Below are 25,650 nucleotides of genomic sequence, written 5' to 3'. Positions count from 1 at the left end.
GAGTTCAAGTCGTCCGATTCGAAAGTGGGATTCGTGAAGCTCAACCTCGGCAAGACCCCCGGCAGCCCGCTGCTGACCACGTTGTCGGCGGCCGCGATCGCGGCCTTGACGCTGTCGGCGTGTGGCAGTGACAACAACGCTCCGACGACGGGCGGTAACGGGGCTGCATCCGCCGCCGAGTGCGGCGGCAAGAACTCCGTCACCGCCGAGGGTTCGACGGCTCAACAGAACGCCATCGCCGAGTTCAACAAGGTCTGGGGTCAGCGCTGCGAGGGCAAGAACCTGTCGTACAACCCCACCGGATCGGGCGCGGGACGCGAGCAGTTCATCGCCGGTCAGGTCGATTTCGCCGGGTCGGATTCGGCTCTCACCGGTGATCAGGTCCAGCAGGCCGCCCAGCGCTGCGACGGCAACCCGGCATGGAACCTTCCGCTGGTCTTCGGCCCGGTTGCGTTGGCCTACAACATCGAAGGTGTCGACAAGCTGGTTCTCAACGCCGACCTGCTCGCCAAGATCTTCCAGGGACAGATCACCAAGTGGAACGATCCCGCGATCGCCGCCCTCAACGGCGGAACCACCCTGCCGGACACAGACATCACGCCGATCTACCGGTCGGACTCCTCGGGCACCACCGACAACTTCCAGAAGTACCTGGCCGCGGCGGCCCCCCAGAGTTGGACCAGGGGTGATGGCAGCGAGTTCCAGGGCGGCGCCGGTGAAGGCGCCCAGAAGTCGGCAGGCGTCGTGCAGGCCGTGCAGGCCACCGGCGGTTCGATCGGGTACGTGGAGAAGGGTTTCGCCGAACAGGGTGGTGTGCCGTTCGCCCAAATCGACAGTGGCGCAGGGGCGGTCGAGCTGACCGACGAGTCGGCCAGGAAGGCGATCGACGTTGCGACGTTCGCCGCCGAAGGCAACGACCTGGCGCTGGACCTGAACTCGTTGTACGGGACGAAGGAGCCCGGCGCCTACCCGTTGGTGCTCGCCACCTACGAGATCGTCTGCTCGAAGGGCTACGACCCCGAAACCGCCGCGGCGGTCAAGTCGTTCCTCACGATCTCGGCCAACGACGGTCAGCAGAACCTCTCGCCCGCAGGCTATGTGCCGCTGCCGGACCGCTTCAAGGAGCGACTCCTGACATCCATCCAGGCGATTGCCTAGTTTCGTGGCGCGCCGCCGGGGATACGGTGAGGATAGGTCCTTGGACCGATGACCGATAGGCTCGAGGTGACAATCCCCAATCCGTCCGACGCGGGATCGGGTGAAGCGCTCGCTTCGCCCTTTCCCGAGCCGACCCCGATAAGCACCAACCCGTCGAGAAACGCCAAAGAGCGTGTCGGCGACCGCATCTTCCGCGGGCTGGCGCAGGGTTCGGGCGCCTTCATCGTCGCGCTGATCGCGGCCATCGGGGCGTTCCTGCTGTGGCGGGCTGTTCCGGCGTTGGCGCGCAACGAGGAGAACTTCTTCCTCTACGGCGGCACCTGGAAGACCACCGACACGTCGGCGATGCATTTCGGCATCCTCGACCTGCTGCAGGTGACGGTGTTCGTGTCGGTGTTCGCGCTCGTGCTGGCGATGCCTGTGGCCCTTGGCATCGCGATCTTTTTGACCCAGTACGCCCCCCGGCGGGTCGCGGGTCCGCTGGCGTACATGGTCGACCTGCTGGCCGCGGTGCCGTCGATCATCTACGGCGTGTGGGGGCTCTACGTGCTGGCCCCGGTGTTGAAACCGGCTGCGTTGTGGCTGAACGAGAACCTCGGCTGGCTGTTCCTCTTCGAGACCGGAACGGCGTCGGTGGCAGGCGGCGGAACGATCTTCACGGCGGGGATCGTGCTGGCGGTGATGATCCTTCCGATCATCACCGCGGTTACCCGCGAGGTGTTCATTCAGACGCCGCGAGGCCAGATCGAGGCGGCACTCGCGCTCGGTGCCACGCGCTGGGAGGTGGTGCGCACGACCGTACTGCCGTTCGGCATGTCCGGTTACATCAGCGGTGCCATGCTCGGACTCGGTCGTGCCCTGGGCGAGACCATCGCGCTGTTGATCATCCTGCGTGGGACGCAGCAGGCGTTCGGGTGGTCGCTGTTCGACGGTGGCTACACCTTCGCGAGCCTGATCGCCGCCACGGCAAGCGAATTCAACGACCAGTACAAGGCGGGCGCCTACATCGCCGCCGGCCTGGTGCTGTTCGTGCTGACGTTCGTGGTGAACTCGCTGGCCCGTGCCGCGGTCGCCGGGAAGGCTCAGAAATGACGTCGACGCTGGACCGGCCGGTCAAGGCGACCACCTTCCAGGGGGTGAGCCTTCGCCGCAAGGTGACCAACAACGTCGCCACCATCCTGGTCACACTGAGCGTTCTGGTCGCCCTGATTCCCTTGCTGTGGGTGCTGTACTCGGTGATCGTCAAGGGTTTCAAGGCGTTGACATCGCCTGTCTGGTTCACCAATTCGCAGGCTGGCATGACGGCGTTCCAGGCAGGCGGAGGCGTGTACCACGCGATCGTGGGCACGCTGCTGCAGGGTCTGGTGTGTGCGGCCATCTCGATTCCGGTCGGGGTGTTCGTGGGGATCTACCTCGTCGAGTACGGCGGCGGAACACGATTCGGCAAGGTGACGACGTTCATGGTCGACATCCTCACCGGCGTACCGTCGATCGTCGCGGCGCTGTTCATCTACGCGCTGTGGGTGGCGACGTTCGGCTTCCCGCGCTCCGGCTTCGCGGTGTCGCTGTCCCTGGTGCTGCTGATGATCCCGGTCATCGTGCGCGCGACCGAGGAGATGCTGCGCATCGTGCCGATGGACCTGCGCGAAGCCAGTTACGCCCTCGGTGTGCCGAAATGGAAAACCATTGTCCGCATTGTGATTCCGACCGCCCTGTCCGGCATCGTCACCGGGATCATGTTGGCGCTGGCGCGCGTCATGGGTGAGACCGCACCGCTGCTGGTCCTCGTCGGCTATTCGCAGGCGATGAACTTCGACATGTTCGACGGCTTCATGGGCTCGCTGCCCGGAATGATGTACGACCAGACCTCGGCGGGCGCTGGCGCCAATCCCGTTCCCACGGATCGGTTGTGGGGCGCCGCCCTGACCTTGATCCTGCTGATCGCTTTACTCAACGTCGGGGCGCGGTTCCTCGCGAAGATCTTCGCCCCCAAGAAGGTTTAGGAGACTTCGATGGCCAAGCGCTTGGATCTCAAGGATGTCAACATCTTCTACGGTGCGTTTCACGCCGTGGCCGATGTCTCGCTGGCGGTTCCGCCCCGCAACGTGACCGCTTTCATCGGCCCCTCGGGCTGCGGAAAGTCCACGGTGCTGCGCACGCTGAATCGCATGCACGAGGTCATCCCCGGTGCGCGCGTCGAGGGCTCGGTGCTGCTCGACGGTGAGGACATCTACGGCGCCGGAGTGGACCCGGTCGGTGTGCGCAAGACGATCGGTATGGTGTTTCAACGTCCGAATCCGTTCCCCACCATGTCGATTCGCGACAACGTGGTCGCCGGCCTGAAATTGCAGGGCGTGCGCAACAAGAAGACGCTCGACGAAGTCGCCGAACGTTCGCTGCGCGGGGCCAACCTGTGGACCGAGGTCAAGGACCGGTTGGACAAGCCCGGTGGCGGACTGTCGGGTGGTCAACAGCAGCGGCTGTGCATCGCCCGGGCGATCGCCGTGCAGCCCGACGTGCTTCTGATGGACGAGCCGTGCTCGGCACTCGATCCCATCTCCACACTGGCGATCGAGGATCTGATCGCCACGCTCAAGCAGGACTTCACGATCGTCATCGTCACGCACAACATGCAACAGGCGGCACGGGTGAGCGATCAGACCGCGTTCTTCAACCTCGAGGCGACGGGTAAGCCCGGGCGGCTCATCGAGATCGACGACACCGAGAAGATCTTCTCCAACCCGACGCAGAAGGCGACCGAGGACTACATCTCCGGGCGCTTCGGCTGAGCCCTGCGCCCACCCGCGTCAGCGCGACGCCGGGATGTCGACTTCGGCGGGGTGCTTACCGGTGACCTGGAAGATCACCCGGCGGGCCACCTCGACGGCGTGGTCGGCGAACCGCTCGTAGAAGCGGCCGAGCAGGGTCACGTCCACCGCGGCCGCCACGCCGTGCTTCCACTCCCGATCCATCAACACCGTGAACAGGTGGCGGTGCAGGTCGTCCATCGCATCGTCTTCTTCTCCGATGCGGGCGGCCTTCTCCGGGTCGCGGGTCACCAGGACCTCCTGGGCGCTGTTACCCAATTCCACCGCGAGACGGCCCATCTCGGCGAAGTAACCGTTCACCTCTTCGGGCAGTGCGTGCTGGGGGTGGCGGCGACGTGCGATCTTGGCGACGTGCAGCGCGAGCGCACCCATGCGGTCCACGTCGGCGACGATCTGGATCGAGCCGACGATGGCCCGAAGGTCGCCTGCGACCGGCGCCTGCAGGGCGAGCAGCACGAACGCCGACTCCTCGGCCCGTGCGCTCATCGCGGCGATCTGCTCGTGGTCGGTGATGACCTGTTCGGCCAGCACGAGATCGGCTTGCAGCAGGGCCTGGGTGGCGCGCTCCATCGCAGCGCCCGCCAGCCCGCACATCTCCCCGAGCTGGCTGGTCAGAGCCTCTAGCTGCTCGTGATACGCGGTACGCATGCCTCCACCCTACGGGCATCACCACCGAAACCGCATGAAGCGAGCGGTGAACGAAAGGTGAACCCCACCTGCTGAAACGGTGTGACCGAGCGGTCACTCGCAGCTGGTGTCGGCCGCGTTCGTGACCGCGAGATCCTCAGGTAGCTGCGTGGGGGTGCTTCTGGATCCGCGCACGACGTGCACCTGCACCGGCGACCCGCTCGGTGAGGGCGGGGTGACGGTGTGGAAGTCGCTGCCCAGCACCACGCGCACGGTGTCGCCCATCCCCGAGGTGCGCTCCACCTTGGCGTTGGCGAAGGAAGACGCCACCGTCGCTGCCGCCTCCTCGTTGCCCGGCGAGAAGAACACCGTCGTCGAATCCAACGGGCCCGGGTAGTCGTCGGGGGAGGTGACGTTGAATCCGTGGGTCTGCAGTTCGCTGGCCGCCGTCGCGGCCAGACCGTTCTCCCCGGTGGAGTTGGATACCTGGACCGTGATGTCGGCCGGATCCGTGGTGACCGCGTCCACGAGCTCACCCGACGCCGGGGCGTCGTGGGTCGGCGTGGCCGAGTCGGGCGCAGCGTTGGTCGACGACTCGGGCGTCCCGGGCACCGGGGTGTTGTCGGCGTTCTTCTCCTCGGGCAGCGGATCGTCGTTGATGATCGCGTCGAAGATCGCCCGGGTGTCCTCCTCGCGCAGGTGCTCGTTGCCGTACTCGTCCATGTAGCCAGTGGTCGGCACGGTCAGGAACGTGATTCGGCCCGCGGCGATGCCCTGGATCGACTGGCCGAGCGTGACGAGGTCCCTGGTGTTCATGTTGTCGACGTAGCTGTCGTTGATGAACATGTTGACGACGTTGTTGAGCTTCGACAGCGAGAAGAACACCTCTTTGGAGATCATCGAGCGCATCAGCGACGACAAGAACAGCTGCTGGCGTTTGATCCGCCCGTAGTCGCCGTTGGTCTCGGTGGTGACCTGTCGGGCGCGCACATACTGAAGAGCCGTGTGCCCGTCGACCATCTGCCGGCCCGCGTGGGGGAGCACCGTTCCGAGTTCGTAGTCCTCCAGCGGGGTGGTGCTACACACCTCGACTCCGCCGAGCGCATCCACCATCTTGGAGAACCCCGCGAAATCCACTGCCATGAAACGGTTTATCGAAAGTCCGGACATCTTCTGGATGACCTTGACCAGACACTTGGGGCCGCCGACGGCGTACGCCGAGTTCAGCTTGTACTCGGTGTAGACCTCCTCGGCGCCGTACATCGGCGAGTCGGGGTCGGTGATCGGACCGTAGTTACCGGTCTGGGGATCCCACGGCTCGCACTTCATCGGTTCGATCGCGAGGTCCCGCGGGAACGACACCGCCACAACACGTTCCCGGTTCGCCGGGATGTTCACCAGCATCACGGTGTCCGAGCGCGCGCCCGCGGCGTCCTCGGTGGTGCCCGCGCCCATGCCGCTGTTCTCACCGATCCGGCTGTCGACGCCGACGATCAAGAAGTTCTCGTCACCGAATTGTGCGTTGGGGTCGAGGATGTCGCGAGAATCGGGGTCCAGCGCGGAGATCCGGTTCATCATGTTGTTCTTCGCCGACTGCCACTGCCACGCTCCGCCGGTCAGCGCGAGCGCGAGCACCGCGATCAGCGCGGCGACCGCGCGTCCGGCGATGAGCGTGTGGTGCCGACGTCTGCGGGGCTTCGAGGGCCTGCGCGCGGTGACCGCGTGCGCCGCGGGCACCCGGCTGGGCCTGCGAACGAGCGCCAGGTCGGGCAGATCCGCATCCGCGCGGACGACCGGCAGGATCTCGGTGTCGTCGTTGGCCTCGCCGGCGGCGGGAGGCTGCGGCTCGTAGAACGGCTCAGGTTCGTCCAGCTCCGCCGGTTGATCCGGGACGGCCGGCTCGTCGGGCACCGCCGCGATGATCTCGGTGGGCGGTGCCGGTGGTGTGGGTTCGGGTTCGCGGCGGCGTCGACGGCGCAGTTCCGGCGGCACCGCGTCGTCGCCGGACAACTTGGCAATGAGGTCGGCGACGGTCACGCCGTCGGTGTGGTTACCGGTGGGCTCGGCCTCGGGGGCTTCGGCCTGCGACGGGTCCTGTCGGCGAGGGATGTCCGCACGCTCCCATGGAGCGGCACCCGGTGACGGCCGTTGACTGCGGGTCAGCCACCGGTTCTCGCCGTCGGTGGGGTCGGGAGGGCCAGGAGTGGCGTTATCGCCGTCACTCATGTCCTACCGGCCTCCGACTTTCAACATGTGCAGCTCAGGGGCGAACACGGTGCCGCGCGCCATTGCTACAGCACCTGGGTGACTCCGCGACGGGAGCGCATTACGAACGAGACTCATATCGTACTGAGACATCCTGAGAGATGTGATGTCAGAGTCGTCTCAGGACGGAGACGACTGGGAGACGGCTATCCACCGGAGTGCATGACCTCGGCACCGGCGGGCACCGTGCAATCGTCGGGATCGGCCAGCCAGCCCTCGGGCAGTGCGACCGCGGCAGCAGAGCCCTGGCGGCCGCGTGGACCCGTCGCGGCCTCGGGGAAGGGCACATCGGCATCGAGTCCGGCGAGCAGTTCCTCGAGCTCGGCAAGGGATTTGACCAGCGCCAACGCCCGTCGCAGGTCGGCGCCGGCGGGGAATCCGTGCAGGTACCAGGCGACATGCTTGCGAATGTCGCGCATTCCCTTGTCCTCGCCGAAATGGGCGGCCAGCAGTTCGCCGTGGCGCACGATGATCGAGGCCACCTCGCCGAGCGTGGGAGGTGCGGGCGCGGGCCGCCCGGTGAAGGCGGCCGACAGCTCGGCGAACAACCACGGCCTGCCCAGACAACCCCGACCGATCACCACGCCGTCGCATCCGGTGGCCGTCATCATCGCCAACGCGTCGGAGGCTTCGAAGATGTCGCCGTTGCCCAGCACGGGTACGCCCGTGACGTGCTCTTTGAGCGCCGCGATCTGCTCCCAGTCCGCTTTGCCGGAATAGCGCTGAGCCGCGGTTCGAGCGTGCAGCGCCACCGCTGCGGCGCCCTCCTCGGCGGCGATCCTGCCGGCGTCCAGATGGGTGCGGTGCGCATCGTCGATCCCGATGCGGAACTTCACCGTCACCGGGATGTCGGTGCCTTCGGTCGCGCGGACCGCGGCGGCGACGATCTGCCCGAACAGCCTGCGCTTATAGGGCAGGGCCGCACCTCCGCCGCGCCGTGTGACCTTGGGCACCGGGCAGCCGAAGTTCATGTCGATGTGGTCGGCGAGCCCTTCGTCGACGATCATCTTCGCCGCCGCGTAAGTGTTCTGGGGGTCGACCGAATACAGCTGCAACGAACGCGGCGCCTCGTCGGGCGCGAACGTCACCATGTGCATGGTTCCCGGATGCCGCTCGACGAGGGCTCGCGCGGTGACCATCTCGCACACGTACAGGCCGCTGACCGTGCCCGCTTTGGCCAGCTCCAGTTCGCGGCACAGGGTGCGGAACGCGACGTTGGTCACACCGGCCATCGGCGCCAGTACGACCGGGCTGCGAAGCCGTATCGGGCCGATCAGCAGTTCGCGCTCGTCGGCCAGGACCGTCATGAGGGCGAGGAGGCCAGAACCTTCTTCGCGGAGAGCTTCTCGGCCTTGCGCGCCTCGCGCTCGAGGCGACGCTGCTTGGATTCCTCGAACTTCTGCGAGGCCTCCTCCAGCTCCTCGACCAGCACACCCAGGTCGTCGCGCATACGCGCGGCCTCGCCGGTGAAGTCTTCGCGTTCGAAGATCCGCCACTTCTTGAGGACCGGCATCACCACGTCGTCGAGGTGGATGCGCGGATCGTAGACGCCGCCCACGGCGATGATCACGGCCTTGCGGCGGAACTCCGGAACCGTGTACCCGGGCATCTTGAAGTTGCGCAGCACCCGGTGCAGGCAATGCATCGCCTGGTCCGGCGCGATGTCGAAGCCGGCCTCACTGACGTCGCGGTAGAAGATCATGTGCAGGTTCTCGTCGGCCGAGACCCGCGCGAGCAGCTGGTCGGCGACGGTCTCGTTGCACGCCTTACCGGTGTTGCGGTGCGACACGCGGGTCGCCAACTCCTGGAAGGTCACGTAGATGACCGAGTCGAACAGGCTCTCGGCGAAGAGGTCGCCCTGCTGGTTCTGGCCGGGTGAGAAGCCGCGGGTGACCTGCTCGACGCGAAGCTGCTCCAGCTGAACGGGATCGACCGCCCGGGTGACGACGAGGTAGTCACGCAGCGCGATACCGTGCCGGTTCTCCTCGGCCGTCCACCGGTTGACCCACTGGCCCCAGGCGCCGTCCATGCCCATGTTCATCGCGATCTCGCGGTGATACGACGGCAGGTTGTCCTCGGTCAGCAGGTTCTGGATCATCGCCACCTGCGCGACCTCGGACAGTTGCGACTGCTCGGGGTCCCAATCCTGGCCGCCCAGTGCGTAATAGTTTTTGCCGTCCGACCACGGGATGTAGTCGTGCGGATTCCAGTCCTTGCGCATCGACAAGTGCCGATTGAGGTACTTCTCGACGACAGGCTCGAGCTCATGCAGCAGATGTAGGTCAGTCAAGTTCTCGTGCATTGATCCTTACTCCTTCTCGCGTGCGAGAGCCCCACCCGGTTAGTTATCTGTACCCGTTGGTTGCAGTCAATATATCTGTGTCCCCCGGTGACATCAAGTTCCGGGCAACCGTGTCACAACCGCCACATCAGGCGCATCCGTCGTTGTAGTATCCCCGTCGGGCAAACATCTACGGCCCCCAATTCGGCATCACTGGAGACTCGGAGGCGGCGTTGCTCAGGTTGCGGCATCTGTGGGCAGGCGCGGCCGTTGCCGCGATAGCGGCCGGTACCGCGCTCGTGGGAGCGGGCCAGGCCGCCGCGGTCCCCGACGTCGTCGACCGGCCGTACAAGGACGCCAAGAAGATCATCCAGCAGTACGGCGGCAACGCCGTGGTCGCAACACGGGTCGGGAGCGGCGCCGACGAGGGCAACTGCCTGGTGACGAACGCATGGGACGCCGCGGTCCGCCGCCCGAATTCGCGGGGGCGCCCGGTCTCCAACAGCGATGTCATGGTGGCGTTGAACTGCAATGCGGCCGTCGCCGCGCCCGGGGCGCCGGGCAACTCCGCGATGAGCCCCGTCGGCCGCGACGCCAAGGCTGAGCAGCAACGTCGGCAGGCGAAAGCCGCACGCGAGGCGGCGATGCTGGAAGAGCAGGAATTGGCCGCCCCGGTGACGCCGGACAACTGAGCCTTCGGGCAGCTCAGGCCCTCCACAACCCGGCCATTCGCTCCGGTGGCGGTGTATACCCAACCGCAATAGACTGCCACCAGCGTTTACACGGCGGTCATCGCCCGGACACGGAGGTTGGGGCACATGAAGAAGGTCATCTCCATCGGCTTCATGTCGGCGATGGGCGTCGCGGCGGCATCGGCCGTCCTGTTCGGTGCGGGCACCGCCTCGGCGGCTCCCAGCGTCGTGGGCATGAAGTACTCCGACGCTCAGGAACGGATCGAGAACGCGGGGGGCAAGGCGGTTGTCGCCGCTCGGGTCGGCGACAAACTGGACCTCGGCGATTGCATTGTCACCAACATCTGGGACTCGTCGTTCCTGCGGATCAGCCAGGCCGACGAGAGTGAGATGTCGGTGGCGCTGAACTGCGCCGGCGAGTACGCAACCGCCACCAATCCCGGTGCCTCCGTTGCCAATCCACTCGGACGCGCGGCCAAGTCCAAGGCCGAAGAGGAAGCCGAGAAGCAGGAACTGTCAGAGCTGGAATCGCCCGTCACGCCCGACAATTAACGCAGTCTTCATAGTCGGCAACGGTTTTCACCCGGCGTCAACCTCAGCGCATCGCAACGTTCACACCACCCCGTGAAGGTGGCGTGGAATCCACGCCCGGGGTGGACGACCACGAGTCATCGCCCGCTCCGGAGCACACTCACGGAGGCGAGCAGACGATGCGAATGCGAATTTGGGGGCTCAGCGCGGTCGGTGCCGCGGTGCCGGCGATGGCTCTGTTCGGCGCGGCGACGGCGGCGGCAGCCCCGGACGTCGTGGGGCAGACCTACTCCGACGCGGTCTCGGCCATCGAGGAGGAGGGCGACACGGCGGTGGTCGCCGCTCGCGTTGGGGACAAACTCGATCAAGGTGACTGCATCGTCACCAACGCCTGGGACGCGTCGTTTCTTCGCATCGACGCCTCCGGGACCCAGGTCCACCTCGCGTTGAACTGTGCGGGTGGCTATGCGACAGCGACCAATCCCGGTGCGTCCGTGGCCAATCCGCTCGGGCGGGCGGCCAAGTCCAAGGCCGAGGAGGAGGCCGAGAATCAGGAACTGGAAGAGCTGGAAGCGCCGGTCACGCCGGACGAGTAGGCGGGTCTAGCGGCTCGACACCCGGCCGAGCAGCATCTCGACGCAGTAGTCGATGAAGCGCTCACGCGTGGCGGCCAGCCTGCCGTTGAGGTACGCGGTGAACAGTGCGGTCAGCGCGCCGATCAGCCCGGTGGCCGCCATCGCCGCCCGGTCGGGATCGGTGATGCGGGTGAGCTTGCGCTGCAGCAGCTCGATGAAGCTGGGCATCCACTCGGCGCCCGAGCGCGTCAGCACCGGTTCGCTGGCCGGCGCGAGCAGCAGAACCCGGCCTCGAGTCGGGTCGTCGACCATCAGGGCGACGAACCGTTCGACGGCGTCGCGCGGGGTTTCTGCGGACGTCAGGGTGGACATGGCTTTGGCGCAGACGTCGTCGTACACGGCACGCACGAACTCGTCGCGGTCGGCGAAGCTTTCGTAGAAGTAACGCTCGGTCAACCCGGCCGCGCGGCATACGGCCCGTACGGTCAGGGACGGGCCCTCGGCGGCGCCGAGAAGCTCCACCCCGGCGGCGATGAGTTCGTCACGGCGAAGCATCTGACGGTCCTGCAGCGGCACGCCCGACCATCGGCCCCGTCTTTGACCCGAAGGCACATCCCTCCTAAGCTCGGCATGACAACGCCCGTAGTCAGAATCTGCTACATCCGGACGGAAGTACACCAGTGACTCAAGATACGTCTGAAACGTGCCCCGTGTCGCGGGAGCGCTATCCGTCCGAAGGGCAGGAGGACGCGCCTGTGCTGGCGGCGGGCTGTCCGGTGACCTCCGGCGGCTACGACGCGCCACCTGTTCCGCTCGGCCCGGACTCGCTGACGTGGCGGTACTTCGGTCAGTGGACGGGGCTGTTCCAAGGCACCTGGGCGGGCTCGATGCAGAACATGCACCCGCAGTTGGGTGCCGCCGTGCAGGAGCACTCGATCTTCTTCATGGAGCGGATCCCGCGGCTGCTGCGTTCGATCTACCCGATCGGCGGCGTGGTGTTCGACGGTGACCGGGCGCCGAAGACGGGCGCGGAGGTCCGCGACTACCACGTCGGCATCAAAGGCACCGACGAGCGCGGCAGACGCTACAGCGCGCTGAACCCCGACGTCTTCTACTGGGCGCACGCGACGTTCTTCAAGTCGACGCTGCTGGCCGCCGAGAAGTTCGGCGGCGGGCTGACCGAGGACCAGAAGCGGCAGTTGTTCGACGAACACATCACCTGGTACCGGATGTACGGGATGAGTATGCGGCCGGTGCCCAAGACGTGGGAAGAATTCCAGGAGTACTGGGATCACATGTGCAACAACGTCTTGGAGAACAACTGGGCGGCCCGGGAGGTGATGGATCTCTCGACGATGCCCAAGCACCCGTCGCTGGAGTGGATCCCGGATCCGTTGTGGCGGCTGAACCTCAAAGTGATGCAACGCTTTCTGACCTTCATGACCGTCGCCCTCTACGATCCGCCGGTTCGGGAGTTGATGGGTTATGACTGGTCACCCCGCCAAGAGTGGCTTCACCGCCGCTTCTGCGATGTCGTGACGCTGGCCACCAGGGTGTTGCCCAAACGGTGGCTGATGCACCCGCGCAAGCGTTCTGCGATCGACCGCGCGACGGGACGGCTGCCGGCGGACGCGCCGCTGGTGGAGACACCCGCGCGTAACCTCCCGCCGGTGGAATACCGCGGTCAGCCGCAGTTCTACTGTCCGCAGGTCTGATGCGGCGGTAACGCCCTGAATGTAATTGTGCCGCTTGCCAACTGTTGGGAGGCAGCCGGTCAACGACACCAGGTGCGATGGTCCGTGCTCTCGAACCCGGCGCACGCCGTCGCCTCTACTTTGGGCATGACGAGGTAGGGCGGTTCTCCCGACCCCGTGAAGTAGTAGTAGTTGCGGTCGTCCTGTCCGTAGACCCACCAGTCGCCGGAGCCCTCATTCATCTGAGTCGGCGTGAATCGCCACATCGACGACTCTGCCGGAATCACATACGCCGGCTCTGTCGCGGCGGACCAGGCATTCGACACGATCGGCAGACCTGTGATCACCATGATGCCCGCCACAATGCCCGCCCCGATGGCGAGGGCCACCAGGGCGCGCGTGGCGAGCCGACGGACACGGAGACGTGTCATGGCCGGAATTTACCTCAGTGCCCCGGTTCGTGTTCGGGTTGCTTGATGAGAGGGATTGTGGTGCCCCCGCGGAGTTTCGATCTCCGTACCCGCGGATTAAAAGTCCGCTGCTCTTCCGAGTGAGCTACGGGGGCGCAGCCACTCTATCGGAGGCCTTTGCGATCCGCGCAACCGCTGTGGTCTCGTGTTGGGACTACCAACTGAGCTATCCAGCGTGCCGACTACTCGCTGAGATGGTCGGCACCGCCCTTCTCGGGCGTCCTCGGTTCACTGTAAGTGCAACCTCGGTTCCCGCTTCTACCGAAGCGGGGTCGCCAGCATCAAAGAGATGCTGCTCGCCGCCGTTTCGTCCACGGGCATTGGTGACCCGGCCTCCTGCTTGGGGTCCGGGAATCGGTCGGTGCCATGGGTCCGCTGAGCCCAGCGAGCCAAGTTGACCGCGGCGTTGTGGTCACGGTCGGCGGTATGGCCGCATTCGCAGCTGAAGATGCGATCCGCAAGCTTCAGGTCCGTCCGTTTCGCACCGCAACGCGAACATGTTTTGGTGGAAGGAAAGTAGCGGTTCGCATAGACGACTTGGCCGCCGCGCCAGCGTTGCTTGTAGGTCAAGATGCGAGCGAACTCAGACCACGCCGCATCCGAAATAGACTTAGCAAGACGGTGATTCGCTAGCATCCCGCGTATATTCAGGTCCTCCAGAACCAGTCGGTCGTGAGTCTTGACCAGCGAGTTGGAGATTTCATGCAGAAAGTGGCGGCGGACGTTGGCGACCCGATGGTGGTGCCGTCGAAGTTTCAGCAGGGTGGTTTCGTGGCGGCGTGATCCTCGCTTCCGTAGGGCCAGCCTCCTGGCCAGCCGTCGTTGCCGGGTCATCGCGCCACGCAGGGCCCGCGGTGGCGCCCCGATGCGCGCGACCATTGTTCCGTCGGCTTCGGCGGCGACTGCGTATGCAGTCAGCCCACGGTCTAAACCGACCCAGCCACCGTGATCGTCCTCTGATCTTGCTGGGTGACGATGCGAGGGGTGTAGATCGTCGGCTTCCACGTTCAGCGCCACCCACCACCGGCCGGCACGATTGCTGACACTTGCGAACGGAATCCTTGCGCGGTTTTGAGCGAGCATTCGGCGAAGCCGGCGAGTGTCGTCGCGGACAGCCACGACACCGATCTGGGGCAAGGTGATCGAACGCGTGCGGCCGGTGTCACCTACACGGATCGTCGGCCGGCGGCCCTTGCGCTGGGTATTACGCAATCGGAATCGGGGGCGGGTGCCTTTCTTCTTCTTGATTCGTGGAAATCCGATCTTTCTGCCCCTGCGCCGTCCGGAGAGTGAGTCCGACCAGGCCGTCAGGGCGCGAGCGCAGTCGACTGCCGCTTCTTCGAACACCTGCTGGCTTACCTCATATCGCCACGCGAGGCCGGTGGACACAAGTTCGACAGCTCCGTCGTTGCTCACGGCCCACACCCGACCAGCAGCTTCGGACTTCTTCCATCGGTTGAACGCGTTGATCAGATCGAAGCCGCTGCGAGGCACAGTTACCTGCTCGTCGGCGCGACGGGCGCTCAGTGCGGCTTGGACCATTCGCAGGCACTGGTTATACGCAAACCGGGACGCTCCCGCGTGACGGAACAGCGCGTCACGCTGCTCAACTGTCGGGTCGAGACAGAATTCGAACGTGGTGTGGCGCGTCATCGTGGAGCCAGCATTGCACCCGCCACCGACAACCGAAGGCCGCTTTCTGGCAACGCGAAGCGTCCGCGTAGCCCTCGTTTGAGGATTCCGGTGCCGATAACCTAAGCTATCGAAGCTCCCAACGTCATCGCGTTGCGAGTACCCCGGAGAGATTCGGCTGGGCCCCCTTCGTCTAGCGGCCTAGGACGCCGCCCTTTCAAGGCGGTAGCGCGGGTTCGAATCCCGTAGGGGGTACGCGCAGCGACCCGTACGATGGGACGCAAGCAAGGCCCTGTGGCGCAGTTGGTTAGCGCGCCGCCCTGTCACGGCGGAGGTCGCGGGTTCGAGTCCCGTCAGGGTCGCCATTGCGGCGAGGCATCTGGGTTACGCCCGAGCGGTGCCTTCCGGGCCAGGTAGCTCAGTTGGTACGAGCGTCCGCCTGAAAAGCGGAAGGTCGCCGGTTCGATCCCGGCCCTGGCCACCACAGAGTCGCTTGTGCCCTTCGAGGGATCTTGCCGTCGAGGGAAACCGGCGAGCGGGAACCGGCGATCATCGGCAGAGGGCTGTGCTCTCAACGCCACGGCTGCACCGACGACCGCCTTGTGACGGGCCCCCGACGCAGCCGATCCCACACCCGTCACCATCCGTCGGCTACCCACAAACGAATTGTCTTCACACAAAGTCTGACGGCACCGTCAACAATCCGGTAGCGAGATCGCATTCCACCGCACAACGCAACCGGCGGCTCCGGTATCCCGAAGCCGCCGGGGCATCTGGATCGCTGTCAAACCGGTTGCGGCACGGCCAGCTCCCCGTCGGCGGGCACAACCTCGACCGGGGCCGGCGCAGCGACCGGTACGGGTTCGTCCGTCCGTGCGGTGCGCGTCGCCAGCGCCGCCGACAGGGCGACGCCGGCCACCAGGGCGGCAAGCGCCGCGACCCCGGCCAACGGCGATAACGACCAGGCGCCGTTCAACAGGAAGATCGCCGGCAGCGTGCACGTCGGGATGCCGAGCAGGATCAGCACCCACCCGGTGAAGTGGCCGAGGTCGAACGACCGGAACCGGCTGATCCCCAAACCGAGCAGCACGAAGAACAGCGTCCACATGAGCGCCCACGTGGCCCAGATGACCGCGAACACCGGATCGGTGCCGATGTTCTTGACCGCGTGAAACAGTGCGATCGCGGCGACGAACGCGCTGTACCAGCCGAACCCCTGCGGCTCGAGGTCGTAGATCTGGATGAGCCCGAACCACAGGTAGGTGAACCCGAACAGCAGGCTCGGCCAGGTCGCGTTGACGACGCCGGTGTCACCACCAGCCTGCACCAGGATCAGCGTGGGCAGGACAACCTGTGCCGCGCCGACGAACACGTTGAGCGGCGCGGCGCTTCTCGGCTTGACCACTCCGATGGAGACCAGGCCGTTGACGAACAGGACGACGCCGACGAGGAGCAGACCCACGTTGCCCATCAGCGCCCCACCCATTCCACGAACTGATCCGACGAGATCACCGGGGCGAAGAACTCGTTGATGCGGCTGAATGCGGCCGGCTCCTGGTCGGGGCGGGCGGCGCCGGTCGCGTCACCGATGATGATGGGCAGCAACCCGTGGTCGCGCGCGGCGCGGGCGTTGCCTTCGATGCACCAGTCGAGGTGGATTCCGGTGATGACGACGACCTCGATCTTCTGCCGGATCAGTGCACCCGGCAGGTCGGTGCCGACGAACGCGGTTTGAAGCGCCTTTTCGTAGAGCTCGCTATCACCGGGCTCCACCAGCTCGCGCAGCTCGTCGACGAGCGCGTTGTCCCAGGCGATCTGCTCGGGCGTCGCGTCGATGTGGCCGGTCCAACTCTCGTACTGGACACGGTCGAAGGTCGTCTGCGGATAGTCCTTGCGGAACACCGAGAAACCGATCCAGTTGAACGACAGGAAGTTCGGTGCTTTGCGTGCCGCCCGTACGGCCTTCACCGTCGCCTCGAGGCTGCCGCGCAGCGCGTGACCTTCCGCGTACTGCACACCGCCGGGCTTGTAGAGGGAATTGGACTGGCTGACCGACAAGAAGGCCGCCGGTCGGCTCAGAATCTCGCGGAAGTCGAGCTTTTGCCAATGCGCGGCAAGGGGTGGGATGGCGGCGACGTTGGTGGGCGGGAAGGCCGCGGGATCGAGCGCGACCGGCTCCAGAGGAGTCAGCCGCGACGGGGTGTCGATGATGGTGGTCAACGTGTTCACTTTCTCGTGGGTGGACGGGTCTCGCGCGCCGCAGTGAAATGCCCACGGCTGCGGGCGTTTACATCGAGGTGACGTGCGCGTCGTGAGCGTCCCACGGGGAGAAGCCCGGTCAGACACTTAGAATCGGCGCGAGTTCATCGCCTCGCGTCCGCGAACGGTGCGGACCGAACCGCCCTTGTCATACGCGGTACCTCCGCGTACCGTAGCGGTACCTCGGTGTACCAGAAAGGCGGGCCAGTCGCTATGAGCAAGCAACGTAGGACGATCAGCGGGCGTACCGCGGTCATCACCGGCGCGGCGTCGGGCATCGGACGCGCACTGGCGCAGCGGCTCTCGTCGTACAGCTGCCCGGTCGCCATCGCCGACGTCAACGAACAGGGGCTCAAGGAGACCGAGGCGTCGCTGCGGGGCCCGGCATTGTCGCGGGTTCTGGATGTCAGCGATGCCCAGGCCCAACACGAGTTCGCCGCCGAGGTACGCGAGTGGGCTCCCCGGCCGCTCGGGGCGGTGTTCAACAACGCCGGTGTCGCGCTCGGATCGACCGTGCTCGACGCCGTCGCCGGCGACGACGACTGGTTGTGGAACATCAACTTTCACGGTGTCGTGAACGGCACCCGAGCATTCCTGCCCGTCCTTGTCGAGCAGGACGAGGGCGTGATCGTCAATACGTCGAGCGTCTTCGGTTTGGTCGGCATGCCGGGCCAAAGCGCTTACTGTTCAGCGAAGTTCGCGGTTCGCGGATTCACGGACTCGCTGCGTCAGGAGCTGCGGGGCACGGGCGTGTCGGCCGTCAACGTGCACCCCGGTGGCGTGAACACCAACATCGTGCGCAACGGTCGGTTCCGCGACGAGCCGGGCGGTCCCACCAAGGACCAGGTCGTCGAGGAGTTCGCGGCGATGACCAGAACCCAGCCTGAGAAGGCGGCGGAGATCATCCACCGCGGTGTGGAGGCGGGCAAGGCCCGGATCCTCGTCGGGCCGGACGCGTATATGTTCGACGCCCTCGCCCGGATCGCACCGACGCGCTACTTCGACGTGCTCGAGCGGCTGCAGGCGTCCCTTCGCAAGCGCGCCGCCGGCTAGCTACGCGGTCTCCCTCGCGTGGGCCAGCAGTCCCGGATCGTGCGCGCACAGGAGAAGCAGATCGGGTTCGCCGCGGCGGTACAACTCGGTCAGCCGAGCGTGGTTGTCGCGCACCTGCTTACGGTCGAACGCGGCGACCTTCTCGAACGCGCCGAGCACCGGAGCGATTCGTCCCGGGCCGCCGATGGTGTCGGGGTGGTAGAAGGCGTCCCCGCAGTGCAGAAGCCAGCGATGGCCCGCGTCCACGGCCACGCAGGCATGTCCGCGGGTGTGGCCGGGCAGCGACATCAGCACGATGCCCGGCGAGACCTCGGTCAGCTCCTTGGCCGCGGCGAACCCGCGCCACTTCTCCCCGTCGGGGGTGTGCTCGACGATCTTGGGACCGTGCTCCCACTGGGCCGATCGGAACCGGAAGCGTTCACCCCGTGTCGGCGGCTGCATTGCCCCGAGCACTTCGGCTGCGGTGCAGTGGATTTCGGCGTGGGGGAAATCGGAGATCCCGCCGATGTGGTCGACATCGAAATGCGTGACCACGATGTGGCGGACATCCTCGCGCCGAAATCCCAGCCGTTCCACCTGCCGGACGGCGGTCTCGTCCGGGTCGAAGAACGGCCGAAAGAGGCGGCGAGTGGGGCCGGTTCGGCGTGCCCGCTCCTCACAATCGGCCAGCCCGTAGCCACTGTCGACGAGCACCAGCCCGTTGTCGGTCTCGACGAGCAGCACATGGCAGACCAGGACGGGGACACCCCATGGATGCATCGACCCACAATTGAGATGGTGAACCTTCACTGGGCGGCTCCGGTGAGCAACTCGGTGCGACCGATCTGTGACACGAGGCTCGCGGAGTCGAAGTAGATCCGTTCGTTGACGATGCGGTCGTCGGTGAAGAAGAACACCGCGGCCACCGGCACCCGGAACGCTTTGCCTGTCGGCGGTAATCCGTAGAACTCGCCCAGATTGGTTCCCAGCAGGTCGAATTCGACGATCACCGCGTCGTCGGCGACGTGGAACCGGACGTTGTCGTGGCGCTGATCGGGGAACGCGGTGCGCGTGCTCCGGTAGTAGGCCATGACCTCGTCGTCGCCGTCGAAGACCTGGCCGGTGGCCATGATCTCGTAGTGCGGCCGTCCCCCGGACTCGTTCTTGAACGTCGCGAGGGTGGCGTCGAACTCCTTGGTGACCTCGGTGTCCATGTGCACACGGATCACCTCCAGCCGTCGTTGGCGCAGCGCGTCGGTGTTCATGAACGCACTGTACGACCGGGAGTCGTCAAGCCGGTGAGGTGACCTGGGCGGTCGACTGATGCCGGTGCTGGCGCTCGATGGTCGCCAGATAGAACGCCCAGGCGAATGCCGAACTGGCGAACAGGATGAAACCCAGATACAGCCAGGCGTGTTTGACGTCGCGCCTGCGACCGTCGACGAGCAACCAGGCGGGGAACAGCAGCAGGCTCATGATCGTGTAGTCCTGGCTGGCCGAACTGGCCGCGGGGTTGTCGTAGCCCAGCGCGATGAACTCCGACCAGCTGCCCGGCCCCCATACGAAGTTGTGCAGCCCACCCGGCGGCGCATACTCGGCCACAAACTGGTTGTTGAAGTAGTAGCCGAGGATGACCGAGGCGACGCCCGCGACGTAGTAGAACAACTCGAGCTTGGTGACCCGCGGACCTGAGGCGTAGCGCGCGAAGATCGCGGGATTCGCTTTGACGATGACCGCTAGCGTCGCGAACCCGAGGACAAGGTGAATGATCAACGAAACCATGACCGGAGTCTCCCACCACCGGGCCAAGTTTTGTCAATATTGACATAACCTGTCTCGGGTACTTTCTTGCACATGCCCCGTCCGGCCCAGACCGCGCGCAGCGAGCGCACCCGCGAAGCGCTGCGGAAAGCGGCGGTCGTACGGTTCCTTGCGCAGGGCGTCGATGAGACGTCGGCCGAACAGATCGCGGCCGACGCCGGTGTGTCGTTGCGAACCTTCTATCGCCACTTCGCGTCCAAACACGACCTGCTGTTCGCCGACTACGCCGGCCTGGACTGGTTCCGCTCGGCGCTGGCCGCCCGCGACCGCAAGGAGCCGATCATCGAGGCGGTGCACAGCGCGATCATGGCCCGCCCGTACGACGACTGGGCCGTCGCACAGACCGCCGCCCTGCGCGCGCAGGAACTCGAACCGGGCCGGGTGGTGCGGCACATGCGCCAGGTGGAAGCCGACTTCGCCGAGGTGATCGCGGAGCACCTCGCCGAGGGTCTTCGATCCGACGTCTCCACCGACGAGCGGATGCGGATCACGGTCACCGCGCGGTGCATCGCCGCGGCTGTGTTCGGCGCGATGGAGGTGTGGATGCTCGGCGACGAGCGCTCCCTGCTGGAGCTGTCGCGGCTCACCGGGCAGGCCCTGCGCGCCCTGGCCGACGGCGTCACCGGCTGATGTTTTGTCATTATTGACAAAACTTGGAATAACGTGTCAGCCTCAGCCCATGAGCGACTTCGACGCCATCGTCATCGGTGCGGGGCACAACGGATTGACCGCGGCCACCGTGCTGCAGAAAGCCGGTATGCGCACCCTCTGCCTGGACGCGAAGTTGTACGCCGGAGGCATGGCCTCCACGGTCGAATTGTTCGACGGGTTCAAGTTCGAGATCGCCGGCTCGGTGCAGATTCCGACGTCGGCGGTGGTCAGCCGCGAACTCGGCCTCGACTCGCTGCCGACCGTCGACCTCGACGTGATGTCGGTGTCGCTGCGAGGCGTAGGTGACGAGCCGTTGGTCTACTTCACCGACCCGGTGAAGCTCCTGACGCACATCAACGAGGTGCACGGCGCCGAGGCCGTCAACGGCATGGCCGGGTTGATGGCGTGGTGTCAGGCGCCCACACGGGCGTTGGGCCGGTTCGACGCGGGCCGGCCCCCGAAGTCGCTTGATGAGATGTATGCCTGTGCGACAAGCGAATTCGAGCGCTCGACCATCACCGACATGTTGTTCGGCTCGGTCACCGACGTGCTCGACCGCTACCTGCCGGACAAGGAGAAGAACGGTGCGTTGCGCGGCATGCTGTCGCTGCTGGCGTGCAACACCACCTACCGCGGACCGGCCACCCCGGGCACGGCCGCCGCCCTCGCGTACGGCTTTGCCGTCCCCGACGAGAACGCGTTACTGGTCAAGAAGCTACGAGGCGGCATCGGAGCCCTCACGTCGCACCTATGCGACGTGTTCACCGCCAACGGCGGAGAACTGCGGTTGCGCAGCAAGGTCGTGGAGGTCACGGTCGCCGACGGCAAGGTCACCGGAGTGCGGCTCGAAGACGGCACCTCGCTATCGTCCCCGATCGTCGTATCCGGCGTCGCACCCGACCTGACGGTCAACGGTCTCGTCGACTCCAACGCGGTCCCCGCCGAGGTGCGGGACCGCTTCTCACGCCTGGACCACCGGGGCAGCTATCTGCAGATGCACTTCGCGCTGGAGGGCATTCCGGAGTTCGCGGCGCCCTACGAACTGCTCAACGACCCCGCCATGCAGTCCAATATCGGAATCTTCAGCACGCCCGAGGAACTCCAACAACAGTGGGAGGACGCCAGGCGCGGCGTCGTGCCCACCGACCCGTCGATCGCCCTGCAGATCCCGTCGGTGAACGACCCCGGCCTGGCGCCGCCGGGCAAGCATGCGGCCTCGGCGTTCTCGCTGTGGTTTCCGATCTCGGAGGGCGAGCACGGCTACGGCGAGATGAAGGCAGAGATGGGCAGGCGTGTGATCGAGAAGGTCACCCGACTGGCCCCGAACTTCGAGAGCCTCATCCTGCGGCACACGACGTTCACGCCCAAACACATGGGCACCATGTTCGGTGCGCCCGGCGGCGACTACTGCCACGGGCTGATCCATCCCGACCAGATGGGTCCGAACCGGCCGGGGCCCAAAGGCTATGTCGATCAGCCGATTCCGATCGACGGGCTGTACCTGGGCAGCGCCGGTTGCCACGGCGGCCCCGGCATCACGTTCATTCCGGGCTACAACGCGGCCAAGCAGGCGCTGGCCGATATGTCCTAAAGCCTGTTTCCGACCCGTCCGCACCGGGAATGCGGCGCGCATGGGAATCACGGTGGCGGTGACGGGGCCGACGGGTGAGATCGGCAAGTCGGCGGTGGAAGCGCTGGAAGGCGTCGCGGAGGTCGACGAGATCATCGGGATGGCTCGCCGGCCGTTCGACCCGGCCGAGCACGGTTGGTCGAAGACGACGTACCTGCAGGGCGACATCCTCGATCGCGAGGCCGTCGACGCGCTGGTCGGGCGCGCCGACGTCGTGGTCCACCTCGCGTTCATCATCATGGGCTCACGGGAGGAGAGCGCCCGGATCAACCTGGCCGGTACCCGCAACGTCTTCGAGGCGACGGTCGCCGCTGCGCGCCCGCGGCGGCTGGTGTACACGTCGTCGGTCGCCGCCTACGGATATCACAGCGACAATCCGGTTCCGCTCACCGAGGACGTGCCGCCGCGCGGGTCACCCGAGCACTACTACTCCGAGCAGAAGGCCGAGTGCGAGGCGGCGCTGGCCGACATCGTGGGCGGTTCGTCGTTGGAGGTGTATGTGCTGCGGCCCTGCATCGTCGCGGGACCGAAGGCGCCCGCACTGGCCGACAACATGCCGTGGACCCGGCTGCCCGGCCCGGTCAAGCGCCTATCCGACGCCGTTCCGCTGTTGAAGACACCGGTCCCGGATCCCGGCATCCCGTTGCAGCTGGTCCACCACGACGACGTGGCGGCCGCGATCGCGTTGGCCGCCACCACGTCTGCGGAGCCGGGCGCCTACAACATCGCGGGCGACGGGCTCATCACGGTGGGCGACGTGGCCCGCGAACTCGGCGCCCGCCCAGTGCGGGTACCCAAGGTCGCCGCGACCGCAGCGTCCGGCGTCGTCGCCCGGCTGCCGTTCGTCCCGTCCGCGCTGGAGTGGGTGCACATCGGCCGCACGTCGGTGGTCATGGACACCAGCAAGGCGAAGAGTCAGCTCGGTTGGGAACCGAAATACACGACTGCGCAGACGCTTACGGAGTTGGCCGACTCGCTGCGCTGAGTCACTGGGTGTGGTCGCCGGTGTCGGCGGGGCCGCTCGGCATCGCGCCGCCCTCGTCCGACCAGTCGACGCCTTCCTCTTGGGTGTCGTCGGTGCCCCTGGCCGGGTCGCTCTGCACATCGTCGTCGGCGTTGGCGGGCCCGGCGTCGGTCTCGGCGGTGTCGGGGTTGTCCTTCTTGTCGTGGTTCACCGGCGGTGGATACCCGCCGAGCCGAGGTTTCAGTCTCGGCGAGCGCGCAACTGCGCCATCCAATCCGCAGGAACCCTTCCACGTGGACCGGGGGCGGTCTGGCCCTCGGGACGGGATTCGGGCGCGGCGAGCCGTGGCCCGTCGTAGTACTCGTTGGTGGCATAGTTCCAGAACCAGTCCTCGCCCGGCTCGAACGAGCGGATGATTGGATGGCCCGTCTCGCGCCAGTGTGCCGACGCATGGCGCGCCAAGGAGTCGTCGCAGCAGCCGATGTGACCGCATGCCGCGCATCGGCGCAGATGGACCCACCACCCGTCCACTGCGTCACATTCAGCGCATCCGGTCCCGCTCGGCGGCACCGACGGGTCCACTGCAGCGTCCATAGCCGGTGAGCCTACCGATCGCGGCGAATCTCGCTGGCGAGACAAGACTCAGCTAGATCCGATCTCGATGAAGGAAACCAAAGCCATTTGTGCGACCAGCGAATCCTGCATATTGACGAGGTAGTTTGCCCGCTCACCCCCGTTGACAGCTAACACCGGGTCTCTTAGCGTCCCGCGCAGTCTGACGACGACGGGGATGGCGACATGAGATGTGTACCGGAGCGCACACGCGCGGCGATGACGCCGCTGCCGTCGTCACGTGTGCCCACCCCTCGACGAACGCGGTGATCCGGTGCAGCAGTTGGTCGGTCACCGATCATGACCGGTGCGGCCTGGTCTCGCCCAGCCGTCGCCATGGGCGACTTCGTGGTGCTGGCGGGTGAGACTTTCGCGGCGATGTTCCGCGCGCCGTTCGCCTGGCGTGAGTTGATCGACCAGATCTGGTTCGTCGCGCGGGTGTCGATCGTGCCCACCCTCGTGCTGTCGATCCCCTACACGGTGTTGATCGTGTTCACCCTGAACATCGTGCTGATCGAGGTTGGGGCGGGTGACCTCTCCGGGGCCGGCGCTGCGCTGGCCTCAGTGACTCAAGTGGGACCCGTCGTCACCGCGATCGTCGTCTCCGGTGCCGGATCCACCGCCATGTGCGCCGATCTGGGGGCCAGGACCATTCGCGAGGAGATCGACGCGATGAAGGTGATCGGCGTCAATCCTGTTCAGGCGCTGGTGGTTCCGCGCGTCATCGCCGCAACGTTCGTTGCGCTGATGCTGTATTCGGTGGTGGCGGTCGTCGGGTTGACCGGCAGCTACTTCTTCGTCGTGTTCATCCAGGACGTCACACCCGGTGCCTTCGTCGCGGGGATGACGCTGTTGACCGGCCTGCCGCAGGTGATCGTCTCACTGGTCAAGGCGCTGTTGTTCGGCCTCTCGGCGGGCCTGATCGCCTGCTACAAGGGACTTCACGTCGGCGGCGGACCGACGGCGGTCGGCACGGCGGTCAACGAGACCGTCGTCTTCGCGTTCATGGCGCTGTTCCTGATCAACATCCTGGCCACCGCATTCGGCGTGAAGGTCGCGCCATGAGCGAGGTCGTGAGCGGGCCGCCGACGGCGAGGACGACCGACGTCGTGACCAAAGCGTTCACCAGGGTCGTCGACACCACCCGCAGGCTGGGGGAGCAGACCGCCTTCTACGGGCAGGCGCTGGCGTCGACCCCCGACGCCGTGCGGCGTTATCCGACCATGGTGCTGCGCCAGATAGCAGGCATGGGGATCGGAACCGGCGCGCTCGCCGTCATCGGCGGCACGGTGGTCATCGTCGGGTTTCTCACCCTGTCCACGGGAGCGCTGATCGCGGTTCAGGGCTACAACACGCTGTCCAACGTCGGCATCGAAGCGCTCACCGGATTTCTGGGCGCATTCCTCAACGTCCGGTTCATCGCGCCCGCAACGGCGGGAGTGGCGCTTGCCGCGACCATCGGGGCCGGAGCCACCGCCCAGATCGGCGCCATGCGGATCAACGAAGAGATCGACGCGCTCGAGGTGATGGGCGTCCGGGTCATCACGTATCTGGCCTCCACCCGCATCGTCGCCGGCGTGATCGCGGTCATCCCTATCTACACCGTCGCCGTGCTGATGTCGTTCCTGGCCACCCGGTTTGGCACGACCGTGATCTACGGCCAGTCCGCGGGGGTATACGACCATTACTTCTCGACGTTTCTGCATCCGACCGATTTGCTGTGGTCCTTCGTCGAGGCGGTGACGATGGCGGCCGCGGTCATGGCCGTCCACACCTACTACGGCTACACCGTGACCGGCGGGCCGGCCGGGGTCGGTGAGGCCGTCGGCCGCGCGGTGCGCATGTCGATCACCGCCGGCGTCTTCATCCTGCTGACCATCACCCTGTCGGTGTACGGGCAGTCCGGCAACTTCCACCTGTCGGGGTGA

At 66.1% G+C, this 25,650-nt stretch carries 28 protein-coding genes and 4 tRNA genes; 17 read left to right on the top strand and 15 right to left on the bottom strand.

Annotated elements, in window-relative coordinates:
* The first annotated feature begins 33 nt into the window (after positions 1–33).
* From pstS to pstB, 4 genes are read left to right on the top strand one after another with little or no spacing between them, the layout of a single operon-like run.
* The gene (pstS, locus tag AU197_RS07250) at positions 34–1,158 is read left to right on the top strand and encodes a phosphate ABC transporter substrate-binding protein PstS (protein ID WP_064401924.1); all 1,125 of its coding nucleotides are present in this window, start codon (positions 34–36) and stop codon (positions 1,156–1,158) included.
* A 48-nt stretch (positions 1,159–1,206) separates the two neighbouring features.
* Positions 1,207–2,250 carry a phosphate ABC transporter permease subunit PstC gene (gene pstC / locus AU197_RS07245; protein WP_064401855.1) on the top strand — a complete coding sequence of 348 codons (1,044 nt, stop codon included), beginning with the start codon at positions 1,207–1,209 and terminating at the stop codon, positions 2,248–2,250.
* Positions 2,247–3,161, top strand: coding sequence for a phosphate ABC transporter permease PstA (pstA, locus tag AU197_RS07240; protein ID WP_064401854.1), 915 nt, complete (start codon positions 2,247–2,249; stop codon positions 3,159–3,161). Before pstC ends, pstA begins: the two co-directional genes overlap by 4 nt.
* 9 nt (positions 3,162–3,170) lie before the next feature.
* On the top strand, positions 3,171–3,947 hold the full coding sequence (gene pstB / locus AU197_RS07235) for a phosphate ABC transporter ATP-binding protein PstB (protein ID WP_064401853.1): 777 nt from the start codon (positions 3,171–3,173) through the stop codon (positions 3,945–3,947).
* Positions 3,948–3,965: 18 nt separating this feature from the next.
* On the opposite strand, the gene phoU is transcribed toward pstB, so the two are convergent.
* The 4 genes from phoU to AU197_RS07215 all read right to left on the bottom strand — a co-directional run bounded on the left by phoU (position 3,966) and on the right by AU197_RS07215 (position 9,180).
* A complete protein-coding gene (phoU, locus tag AU197_RS07230) occupies positions 3,966–4,634 on the bottom strand; it encodes a phosphate signaling complex protein PhoU (RefSeq protein ID WP_064401852.1) in 669 nt (222 codons plus the stop codon).
* A 93-nt stretch (positions 4,635–4,727) separates the two neighbouring features.
* Positions 4,728–6,839 (bottom strand): LCP family protein, encoded by a 2,112-nt coding sequence (locus tag AU197_RS07225; RefSeq protein WP_064401851.1) that lies wholly within the window; start codon positions 6,837–6,839, stop codon positions 4,728–4,730.
* 185 nt (positions 6,840–7,024) lie between these two features.
* On the bottom strand, positions 7,025–8,185 hold the full coding sequence (gene dusB / locus AU197_RS07220; protein ID WP_064401850.1) for a tRNA dihydrouridine synthase DusB: 1,161 nt from the start codon (positions 8,183–8,185) through the stop codon (positions 7,025–7,027).
* On the bottom strand, positions 8,182–9,180 hold the full coding sequence (locus AU197_RS07215) for an acyl-ACP desaturase (protein ID WP_064401849.1): 999 nt from the start codon (positions 9,178–9,180) through the stop codon (positions 8,182–8,184). The genes dusB and AU197_RS07215 overlap by 4 nt, the downstream gene beginning before the upstream one ends.
* 212 nt (positions 9,181–9,392) lie before the next feature.
* Here AU197_RS07215 and AU197_RS07210 point away from each other — a divergent pair, with 212 nt between their 5' ends.
* From AU197_RS07210 to AU197_RS07200, 3 genes are all read left to right on the top strand, one after another.
* Positions 9,393–9,851, top strand: a complete 459-nt coding sequence (locus AU197_RS07210) for a PASTA domain-containing protein (protein ID WP_231744851.1) — start codon at positions 9,393–9,395, stop codon at positions 9,849–9,851.
* Positions 9,852–9,977: 126 nt separating this feature from the next.
* The gene (locus tag AU197_RS07205; RefSeq protein ID WP_064401848.1) at positions 9,978–10,403 is read left to right on the top strand and encodes a hypothetical protein; all 426 of its coding nucleotides are present in this window, start codon (positions 9,978–9,980) and stop codon (positions 10,401–10,403) included.
* Positions 10,404–10,561: 158 nt separating this feature from the next.
* Positions 10,562–10,978, top strand: a complete 417-nt coding sequence (locus AU197_RS07200) for a PASTA domain-containing protein (protein WP_064401922.1) — start codon at positions 10,562–10,564, stop codon at positions 10,976–10,978.
* 6 nt (positions 10,979–10,984) lie between these two features.
* Here the strand turns inward: AU197_RS07200 and AU197_RS07195 are convergent, their stop codons facing one another.
* Positions 10,985–11,569 carry a TetR/AcrR family transcriptional regulator gene (locus AU197_RS07195; RefSeq protein WP_064401847.1) on the bottom strand — a complete coding sequence of 195 codons (585 nt, stop codon included), beginning with the start codon at positions 11,567–11,569 and terminating at the stop codon, positions 10,985–10,987.
* 68 nt (positions 11,570–11,637) lie between these two features.
* Here AU197_RS07195 and AU197_RS07190 point away from each other — a divergent pair, with 68 nt between their 5' ends.
* Positions 11,638–12,672 carry an oxygenase MpaB family protein gene (locus AU197_RS07190; RefSeq protein WP_064401846.1) on the top strand — a complete coding sequence of 345 codons (1,035 nt, stop codon included), beginning with the start codon at positions 11,638–11,640 and terminating at the stop codon, positions 12,670–12,672.
* Positions 12,673–12,731: 59 nt separating this feature from the next.
* On the opposite strand, the gene AU197_RS07185 is transcribed toward AU197_RS07190, so the two are convergent.
* The 3 genes from AU197_RS07185 to AU197_RS07175 form a co-directional block, all read right to left on the bottom strand.
* On the bottom strand, positions 12,732–13,082 hold the full coding sequence (locus AU197_RS07185; protein ID WP_064401845.1) for a hypothetical protein: 351 nt from the start codon (positions 13,080–13,082) through the stop codon (positions 12,732–12,734).
* Positions 13,083–13,140: 58 nt separating this feature from the next.
* A tRNA-Lys gene (locus AU197_RS07180) sits at positions 13,141–13,216 on the bottom strand.
* A 163-nt stretch (positions 13,217–13,379) separates the two neighbouring features.
* Positions 13,380–14,774: an RNA-guided endonuclease InsQ/TnpB family protein gene (locus AU197_RS07175; RefSeq protein ID WP_064401844.1), complete on the bottom strand. Its 1,395-nt coding sequence runs from the start codon at positions 14,772–14,774 to the stop codon at positions 13,380–13,382.
* A 161-nt stretch (positions 14,775–14,935) separates the two neighbouring features.
* On the opposite strand from AU197_RS07175, the gene AU197_RS07170 reads away from it, so the two are divergent.
* The 3 genes from AU197_RS07170 (at position 14,936) to AU197_RS07160 (ending at position 15,237) form a co-directional block, all read left to right on the top strand.
* Positions 14,936–15,008, top strand: a tRNA-Glu gene (locus AU197_RS07170).
* Between the two features lie 33 nt (positions 15,009–15,041).
* Positions 15,042–15,118 (top strand) — tRNA-Asp (locus tag AU197_RS07165).
* Positions 15,119–15,160: 42 nt separating this feature from the next.
* Positions 15,161–15,237: transfer RNA gene (locus AU197_RS07160), tRNA-Phe, on the top strand.
* A 300-nt stretch (positions 15,238–15,537) separates the two neighbouring features.
* On the opposite strand, the gene AU197_RS07155 is transcribed toward AU197_RS07160, so the two are convergent.
* The gene (locus AU197_RS07155; RefSeq protein WP_082696548.1) at positions 15,538–16,224 is read right to left on the bottom strand and encodes an AmiS/UreI family transporter; all 687 of its coding nucleotides are present in this window, start codon (positions 16,222–16,224) and stop codon (positions 15,538–15,540) included.
* Entirely contained in the window at positions 16,224–16,973 is a 750-nt protein-coding gene (locus AU197_RS07150; protein ID WP_064401921.1) for a cysteine hydrolase family protein, read from the bottom strand. Before AU197_RS07150 ends, AU197_RS07155 begins: the two co-directional genes overlap by 1 nt.
* A gap of 252 nt (positions 16,974–17,225) precedes the next feature.
* Here AU197_RS07150 and AU197_RS07145 point away from each other — a divergent pair, with 252 nt between their 5' ends.
* Positions 17,226–18,065 (top strand): SDR family NAD(P)-dependent oxidoreductase, encoded by an 840-nt coding sequence (locus AU197_RS07145; RefSeq protein ID WP_064401842.1) that lies wholly within the window; start codon positions 17,226–17,228, stop codon positions 18,063–18,065.
* Here the strand turns inward: AU197_RS07145 and AU197_RS07140 are convergent, their stop codons facing one another.
* Genes AU197_RS07140 through AU197_RS07130 form a run of 3 tightly spaced genes read right to left on the bottom strand, consistent with a single transcriptional unit; the run spans position 18,066 to position 19,826 of the window.
* On the bottom strand, positions 18,066–18,854 hold the full coding sequence (locus AU197_RS07140; protein WP_064401841.1) for an MBL fold metallo-hydrolase: 789 nt from the start codon (positions 18,852–18,854) through the stop codon (positions 18,066–18,068).
* A complete protein-coding gene (locus AU197_RS07135; RefSeq protein WP_064401840.1) occupies positions 18,851–19,309 on the bottom strand; it encodes an ester cyclase in 459 nt (152 codons plus the stop codon). The genes AU197_RS07140 and AU197_RS07135 overlap by 4 nt, the downstream gene beginning before the upstream one ends.
* 25 nt (positions 19,310–19,334) lie before the next feature.
* Positions 19,335–19,826, bottom strand: coding sequence for a DUF2834 domain-containing protein (locus AU197_RS07130; RefSeq protein ID WP_064401839.1), 492 nt, complete (start codon positions 19,824–19,826; stop codon positions 19,335–19,337).
* 72 nt (positions 19,827–19,898) lie between these two features.
* On the opposite strand from AU197_RS07130, the gene AU197_RS07125 reads away from it, so the two are divergent.
* From AU197_RS07125 to AU197_RS07115, 3 genes are read left to right on the top strand one after another with little or no spacing between them, the layout of a single operon-like run.
* Positions 19,899–20,495, top strand: coding sequence for a TetR/AcrR family transcriptional regulator (locus AU197_RS07125; protein WP_064401838.1), 597 nt, complete (start codon positions 19,899–19,901; stop codon positions 20,493–20,495).
* A gap of 49 nt (positions 20,496–20,544) precedes the next feature.
* Positions 20,545–22,107 carry a phytoene desaturase family protein gene (locus AU197_RS07120; RefSeq protein WP_064401837.1) on the top strand — a complete coding sequence of 521 codons (1,563 nt, stop codon included), beginning with the start codon at positions 20,545–20,547 and terminating at the stop codon, positions 22,105–22,107.
* A 40-nt stretch (positions 22,108–22,147) separates the two neighbouring features.
* Entirely contained in the window at positions 22,148–23,131 is a 984-nt protein-coding gene (locus tag AU197_RS07115) for an NAD-dependent epimerase/dehydratase family protein (protein ID WP_064401836.1), read from the top strand.
* A gap of 1 nt (position 23,132) precedes the next feature.
* Here AU197_RS07115 and AU197_RS07110 read toward each other — a convergent pair whose 3' ends face one another.
* Positions 23,133–23,321 carry a hypothetical protein gene (locus AU197_RS07110; RefSeq protein WP_064401835.1) on the bottom strand — a complete coding sequence of 63 codons (189 nt, stop codon included), beginning with the start codon at positions 23,319–23,321 and terminating at the stop codon, positions 23,133–23,135.
* Between the two features lie 29 nt (positions 23,322–23,350).
* Positions 23,351–23,704, bottom strand: coding sequence for a UBP-type zinc finger domain-containing protein (locus AU197_RS07105; RefSeq protein WP_064401834.1), 354 nt, complete (start codon positions 23,702–23,704; stop codon positions 23,351–23,353).
* A gap of 318 nt (positions 23,705–24,022) precedes the next feature.
* Here AU197_RS07105 and AU197_RS07100 point away from each other — a divergent pair, with 318 nt between their 5' ends.
* Together AU197_RS07100 and AU197_RS07095 are read left to right on the top strand one after the other, a co-directional pair.
* Entirely contained in the window at positions 24,023–24,787 is a 765-nt protein-coding gene (locus AU197_RS07100) for an MlaE family ABC transporter permease (RefSeq protein ID WP_064401833.1), read from the top strand.
* The gene (locus tag AU197_RS07095) at positions 24,784–25,650 is read left to right on the top strand and encodes an ABC transporter permease (RefSeq protein WP_231744849.1); all 867 of its coding nucleotides are present in this window, start codon (positions 24,784–24,786) and stop codon (positions 25,648–25,650) included. Before AU197_RS07100 ends, AU197_RS07095 begins: the two co-directional genes overlap by 4 nt.

It is taken from the genome of Mycobacterium sp. IS-1590, assembly GCF_001500025.1.
Lineage (GTDB): Bacteria > Actinomycetota > Actinomycetes > Mycobacteriales > Mycobacteriaceae > Mycobacterium.
Note: the sequence above shows the minus strand (reverse complement) of the source record. Positions and strands in the feature narration are given on the sequence as shown.